Here is a 7,207-nt window from a genome sequence, read left to right on the forward strand (position 1 = left end):
CTGTTAGTTTCACAACCGGTGTCTTCGCTGGATCTGCTATCGCATTTGATTGTGCTTCCACTACTGTCTTATCTGGTGTCAACTTTGCGGTTGTAACGTCAGGTATAGTTAGTGTTGTTTCACCATTATTTTTTACAACTATATTTGTAGCTGTTGGGTTCAACGTTTGTATTTTAGCTTTTACAGATTCTTTTTCTTTGTTTGTTAAGTCATTTAGATTCTTAACTGGCGTTAATTCCGGCGTCACTATAATAGGAACTTTTACATCTTCAGAGCTTCCATCTGTATATGTTACTTTAACTACTACAGTTCCACCATTAGTTGGAATTTCTCCTGTAATTGCTTTGTTAGCAATATGTTCACCCGTAATTGCATTTTTTATTTGTTCATCTGTATGTTTTGTTTCTTTAACATAACGTGTTAATGTTGCTATTGTTGGATCAATCTTCTCTGCATCGTTACGTTCACGTACAGTTTCTGACAATGTAATTACTGGTGTTGGGTCACTAGCTCCTACTCCTGCACCTTTATGTCTGTATGTTACATCCCCATTTGCTGCTACTTCTAATTCAGCGGTATTAACAGATGGGTTCGCTTTTTTCACGGCTGCTTTAACGTCTTCTTTTTCTTTGTTAGTTAAAGCAGTTAAATTGATTGCCGGAACTTTTTCAACTGGTTTCAATCCTGCGAATGCTTCTGTTTCGTATGAATCAACTTTACCGTTCTTATTGCTTTCGTGACGGGTTACAATGCGGTCTCCTGCTTGGAATTTTTCTTCGCCTACTAAAGTTATTGTGATACTTCCGTCTTGATTTACAGTAATAGTACGGTCATTAACACTATTTGTGTATCCACTAGCTGTTTTCGTTAGTGCCATCGATTTTCCACGAATTCCAAATTGTAATCTATCGTTAATTTCTACTGTTGTATTTGGCTTAATCGTTACAGTATTATCTTTTTCATTAAATGTGGTTACGATGTCGATTGGTTTAACTTCCAAGACTGGAACTGTTACTTCTTTTGTAGAATTATCAGAATATGTTAATACAACTGTCGCAACTTTCTCGCCATCTACTTCTGTAATACGTCCGTTATCTTTTAGTACTTTACTAATTGGTTGTGGTTGATTACTTGGAATTGTAACACTATTAATCACTTTATTTGATTCTGTAGTTGGAACTATACCTTGTGCAGTTGCATCTTTTGCTGCTTTGATTGAAACTTCTGGTATTGATGAAACTGTAATTGTATGCTCTTTCGTTACTGATACGCCTGCTGCATCTGTCGTTGTATACGTTAAAGTATACTCACCTTTTTTCAGATAACCATTATTTGCTAAGTTAACAACTTTATTTCCTTGTCTGATTGTTACACTTAAGTTTTCTTTAGCTGTGCGTCCTACTGTGTTATTCGCGTCATCTTCTGTATCCGCTGCTGTCACAAGTTGTTTCAAGCCATCCATCGTTAAGCTACCGTCCGCAGTGTAATTACGTATTTCTGGTGCTTTTACTGTGATTGTTGGATTTGTATTCGTTGGATTTGTATATGTCCAACCTCCATTTACAGCTGGATTTCCCTTCGAGTTATCATAGTGTACACGTGCCATTACACTTCTAGCATCAGCTTTCATTGTAAATGGAATATCTGTTTTCTGATTTGAATCTTTAATGTGTAATTTGAATACTCGTTCAGCTGGGTTTGAAGTTGTTGAAACAGTTAGCTCAGTTCTTGTTTTTCCTGTTGGTCTATTATTAACACTTTCTTCTACTTGCCATCCGTTATCAGTTTTATTAACTCCATATTGGAAGGTATTACCTTCTTTACTTGCGATTATCACATAGAATCTTCCAGCATCATGAGGGACACGAAGTGTAATATCACGACCAGCTTGTAGCGGTTCATCAAAAGTGATTACATCGCTTAATTGAACATTAGCTGTTGTATCTGTTGATTCGATTCCATGCATCACTTGTTTCACTGAAACTGGCTTCGTTGATTTTGTATTCGCATCTTGCTTAATGTTTTGCGTTAAAACTTCGTTATTTTTTAAGTTGTATGTCCAATTTCCATCTGAACCAACTGTTGTCTCAACTGTTTTACCACCTTGTAAATCAATCTTAACTGTAGCTCCTGCGATACCTGTACCTGAGATACTACGTTCTGTCGAACCTAAATCTCCTTTAAAGTTTGCACTTGGCGTAATCGTTGGTGCTGCTGGTTTCGCCACTTTAGCGTGTGAAATATCTAATGTTGAACCATCTGGGAATGTAGCTACTACAACTTTTTCCTTATCATTTGTTGTACCAGGCGTAAATGTTACTCCTGTTCCGTTAATTGTTGGAAGATTGTTGTTACCACGGTTCACTTCAGTCAACTTATTCGCGAAAGTTTGTTTAGTTGTTGGCTTGAAGTTTCCATTTTCAACATCACTATTGCCATAAACTACTTTTGCTGTATCAACTGGATAAGTGATAGATGCTCCTTTTGATTCTGCAAGTGATGAAACTGTAATGGTATGTTCTTTTATCGCTGTAGCTCCTGCAGCATCACGTGTTGTATACGATAATGTATAAGTACCTTTTTTAAGGTATTTATTATTCGATAAGTCTACTACATTAGCCCCTTGTTTCACAGTCAACGTGAAATTATCGCTAGCTCTATTTCCTACTGTCTTATCTGCATCATCTTCTTTGTCCGCTACTGTCACAAGCTTTTTCAGTCCAGCCATCGTTAAGCTACCGTCTGCTGTATAGGCAGTTTTTGTCGGTTCTTTCACTGTAATAGTTGGAGATTCGTTCGTTGCTTCAGATGCTATAACCCATCCTTGTCCTGGTTCACTAGCTGGATTAGCTGGATTGTTTTGACCATTAACATGATGCACACGAACTCTTAACTTATTCTCACCTGAAGGAATCGTAAATGGAATATTTGTTTTTTTATTCGAATCCTTAATTCGTAAAGTTAACTCTTTTTCTGAAACATTATCTCCATTTTTTACTATTAACTCAGTAGTGTTCGCTTTATTAGGATCTGTTATTTTCCATTGTCCATTTTCCTGTTTAACACCATATTCATACACTTGTCTTGTATCATAATTCAGTTGAACATAGAATTGTCCAGCATCATGAGGTACTTTAACAGTAATCTCTCTTCCTGCTTGAACTGGCGTGTTAATAGAAATTACTCTAGCTAGTTGAACATTTACTGACGTAGCTGATGATTCTACTCCGTCTTTAGATTGCTTAACAGTTATTTCCTTGTCAGCTTTTATAGAGGCATCTTTCTTCGTATTTTGAGTAAGTTTTTCAGTTGTTTTTAAATTATAAGTCCATTCACCTTGATTATTAACTAGTGTTGTACCAGTTGTTCCATCTTGTAGTGCCACTGTAATCGTTGCACCAGCTATACCTCTACCTGAAATACTACGGTCAGTCGATACTAGAGTTCCACTATATCTTGGTTCTGTAGTAACCGTAGGTGCTGGCGGGGTAACATTAACAGGAACAGTAATGATTTTAGATGGCTGTCTCCTAGTGGCTTCTGGTGCATCATTGCCACTTTGAGCTGGAGGTAGTGTTACCTTCACTTTAAAGTTTTGAACACCAGCTGTGTTCGCTGTTGGGGTAATCTTATTCCCTCTATCATCTACCCATTCATAAGTTGTTCCACTAGGCAAATCAGGAGAACCAGTTACTTTGGCAACGGCTGAAATAGCTTGTGCTTCTGATAACGTTCCTCCTTGAGCTACAGTAACCTTTGTATCATTAGGCTTAATATCAAACACCTTATGAGTAAATGTAGCTGCATGCTCTAATTTTTCATTTGGCTGTGGACTGTCAGTAAATCGACCATAGTTGTATTTACCACCAAACTTGTAAGTTGTTTCCCCTACTGGGTCTGAGTTTATCTTATCTCTCAACCCTGAAGCATCTATCTCTGCTTCATTACCTCGCTTGGCAAACCATTTCATTCCTCCTGGAATACCTGTATTGACGTAATATTTAGATTCATCATCAGATCGGTTTACACCTTTAAAATCATATACTGTATGAGCTATTGGGAAGGTCGGTAATACACGATAATTTATATTCGTCGAAGCTATTGTTTTCCCTTGGAGTACAACTGACGCCACTGCTGTCTTACTATCTGCTTTAACTTGTATCTAAAGTAACTTCCACTCTAGCGTTATTTGGAATTGCTACTTTATCGTTTCCATCACGTAATTCTAATAAGCTACGTTTAATTTCATCTGAAACACTTTCCCCTTGTACCAAGTTTATCTTTGATTTTGCTACAACTGCATAGTTTACTGTAATTGTATGATTTTTTGTCGCTATAGCTCCTGCAGCATCTGTTGTTCTATAGGTAAGATTATAAGTACCTTGTTTAAGAGGTTTTGTTAAATCAACATTTTTACCGTCTTTAGTAGCTGTTACAGCTAAATTCTCTGCTGCCGTATTACCTACAGTTTTACCTGGAGTATCTTCAGCATCATTTACCGTTACAAGTGTTTTTAACTTGTCTTTATTCAAAGTACCATCTGATGTATAAGTAGCATTTGAATTATTAATTGTAATTGTTGGATCTGTATTCGTTGCTTTATTTGCTGTAACCCATCCATCATTTTCGTGACCTGGGTCTGCTGGGTTATTGTCCCCATTCACGTGGTGAGAACGAACTCTTACCACATGATCCTTGGTAATTGTGAACGGAATATTATTTTTTCTATGCGAATCATTAACATGAAGAGTAATTTTTTTCTCAGAAGGATTATCGCCATCAGTGACCTTCAGATCAATAGCATTAGCCGCTGCGCTGTTTTCAATTCTCCATCTACCATTTTCCTGTATAACACCATACTCATAAACAGTGGCTGTATTAGCAGCATTTCTAACTTGAATATAGAATCGTCCTGTATCGTGAGCTACTTTAACAGAAATATCACGTCCTGCTTGAAGTGGAGTATCAATAGAAATAGCTCTAGCTAGTTGAACATTTACTGACGTAGCTGATGATTCTTCACCATTTTTTGTTTGCTTAGCAGAAATTGTATTAGGAGATTTAATAGAGGCGTCCTGTTTTGTATTTTGGGTTAGCTTCTCATTTTGCTTTAAAGTATAACTCCAGCTTCCACCATTATTAACAGGTATAGAACGAGTTGTACCATCTTGCAACGTTAATGTAATCGTTGCACCAGCTACACCAGTACCTGAGATAACGCGGTCAGTCGACACTAAGGTTCCATCATATTTTGTTAATGTATTAATAGTTGGAGGTGCTAGTAAGCTTGTTCCAGTAGCAGCATACACATATGCTTCGTACGCAGTTGTTCCACTTCCCGCTTTAGCGCTTACAGCCATAGCCCCCGCTTTTTTGGCTTGTTCAGCTGTAACATCATCTTTTAAACGCATCTTAACGTGATATTTATAAGCGAAATTTTGCTGTTTTGATATAGTTAATAGATGAGAATAAGATCCACGAGGATAAGGTCCATTAGGGTCATTATTTAATCGAATAATACGATTTAGGTCTGGATTATTTTCCAATTTCTTCAACATCTGCTGTCTCTGATCAGGTCTGGTTGGACCACCACCAAACTCAAAAATACCACCTGCGCCGGGCCATAATCTTTGTGAACCGTAATCCTGATTTTGCCCTGCTCTTAAAGGGACCGTATATCTTTCACCCACTTGAGTAAAATTATCCGGATTGTGAGAAAGTGTCCCTGTTGTTCCTGCTTTTTTTTCATAACGTTCATAGTAAGCATCAGAAACAACTCCTACCGGATAATTGCTACCAACATCATACAAAAGATCACGAGGTGGATAGAACCAAAAGGCATCACCAACAAAATTCCCACCCAACGCGTTACCATCATTATGGAAGTAAACATCGTAAGTAATAAATTTCTGATTACCCTCCGTACTATATTTTGCTTTCATGAATACTTTTTCGATTGTTCGCGGACGATTTCCTTCAACTGTCGAACCTCCTCCTGCAGGCTCTGAGATATACTCTTTAACATTGTACAACGCACCTTCTACTGGTACACCATTCGCTCTAAAGTTAACCCCTTCACCCATACTTTGACCATTACGTGAATCACGAGCGCCTGAAGTTGCACGCAACTCTTCATTCACTAATGTATTTCTAACTGTCTTCGCTTGTTCCAACAGTGCTGTTAATTCTTTTGATGTTAACGTAGTATTTTCTAATTGTTTTGAAATGTTTTCTAGAATTTCTTCTGCTGCTGTTACGTTTGGTTTATCAGTTGTAATTTCTGATTTCTTCACGTATTTTTGAAGATCCTCTTTTACCGTTTCAAGAGAGTGTTTAATCTCTGTTTCAGTCTTAGGAGTTTCTACCGTTTCATCTTTTCCTGTTTTAGGAGCGACAACCTTAGGCATTGAAGATAAGACAAAAACTTTCTCATTAAGTTTTTTAGCGATGGTATCAATTTCAGCTTGTGTCAACTCATTATTATTTAATGCATTTTTAGCATTTTCTAAATCTGCTTGAATTGCAGCGAGGGTTGAAGCTGGAGCTTTTTCCTTGTTGACTTTAGCCAAGAGTTCTTGAACTTTTGTAATACTAGCTTGTAACTGAGACTTATCTAATCTTTGTTTTTCCGTCACTTTATCAGCACTAGCATCTTTAGTTGCAATTATGGCACTAGTAGATGTGCCGTTATTTAGAGAATTAGCCTCTACGGTTTCTTTATTTTCAGATGGTTTCTCTCTTTCCTCAGTTTCCTTGGCTACCTCAACTTTTTCAGTTTCCTTGATTTCCTCATTTTTTGATGTTGGAGCAGGCTCTATCAGAGGCGATTTCTCCTCATTTGGATTCGGTGCGCCTATGGTAGGTTGGTTTTTAGCATCAACAGCATCCGCACTAACGGCATGCGTACCTAAAAACATCAGTGCTGCTACAGCTACTGAAGCTGCACCAAAGCTATATTTACGAATAGAATAGCGCAAAACCTTATCACTTTGATGACGTTTAATTCGACCGAATGACTTATTTTTATGTTCCATGTTCCCTCCTAAGGACAATATAATATAGAAAAAGCAATTTTTATAACTTCAACTCCAAAAAAGAGTTAAATTATAAAAATCACTATGATGACTAATATTTACTAATAACATCACAGCTATCACAGCTATCACAGCTATCACAGCTATCACAGCTATCACAGCTATCACAGCTA

Annotated in this window: 2 protein-coding genes; both read right to left on the minus strand. The window is 37.3% G+C overall.

Annotated elements, in window-relative coordinates:
* A partial coding sequence (locus N8M20_RS10030) for a Rib/alpha-like domain-containing protein (RefSeq protein ID WP_261080491.1) occupies positions 1–4,132 on the minus strand: 4,132 nt, incomplete at its 3' end.
* 19 nt (positions 4,133–4,151) lie between these two features.
* Positions 4,152–7,034: a YSIRK-type signal peptide-containing protein gene (locus N8M20_RS10035; RefSeq protein ID WP_261080492.1), complete on the minus strand. Its 2,883-nt coding sequence runs from the start codon at positions 7,032–7,034 to the stop codon at positions 4,152–4,154.
* Positions 7,035–7,207: the final 173 nt, after the last annotated feature.

It is taken from the genome of Streptococcus mitis (assembly GCF_946190275.1).
Taxonomy (GTDB): Bacteria; Bacillota; Bacilli; order Lactobacillales; family Streptococcaceae; genus Streptococcus; species Streptococcus mitis_DC.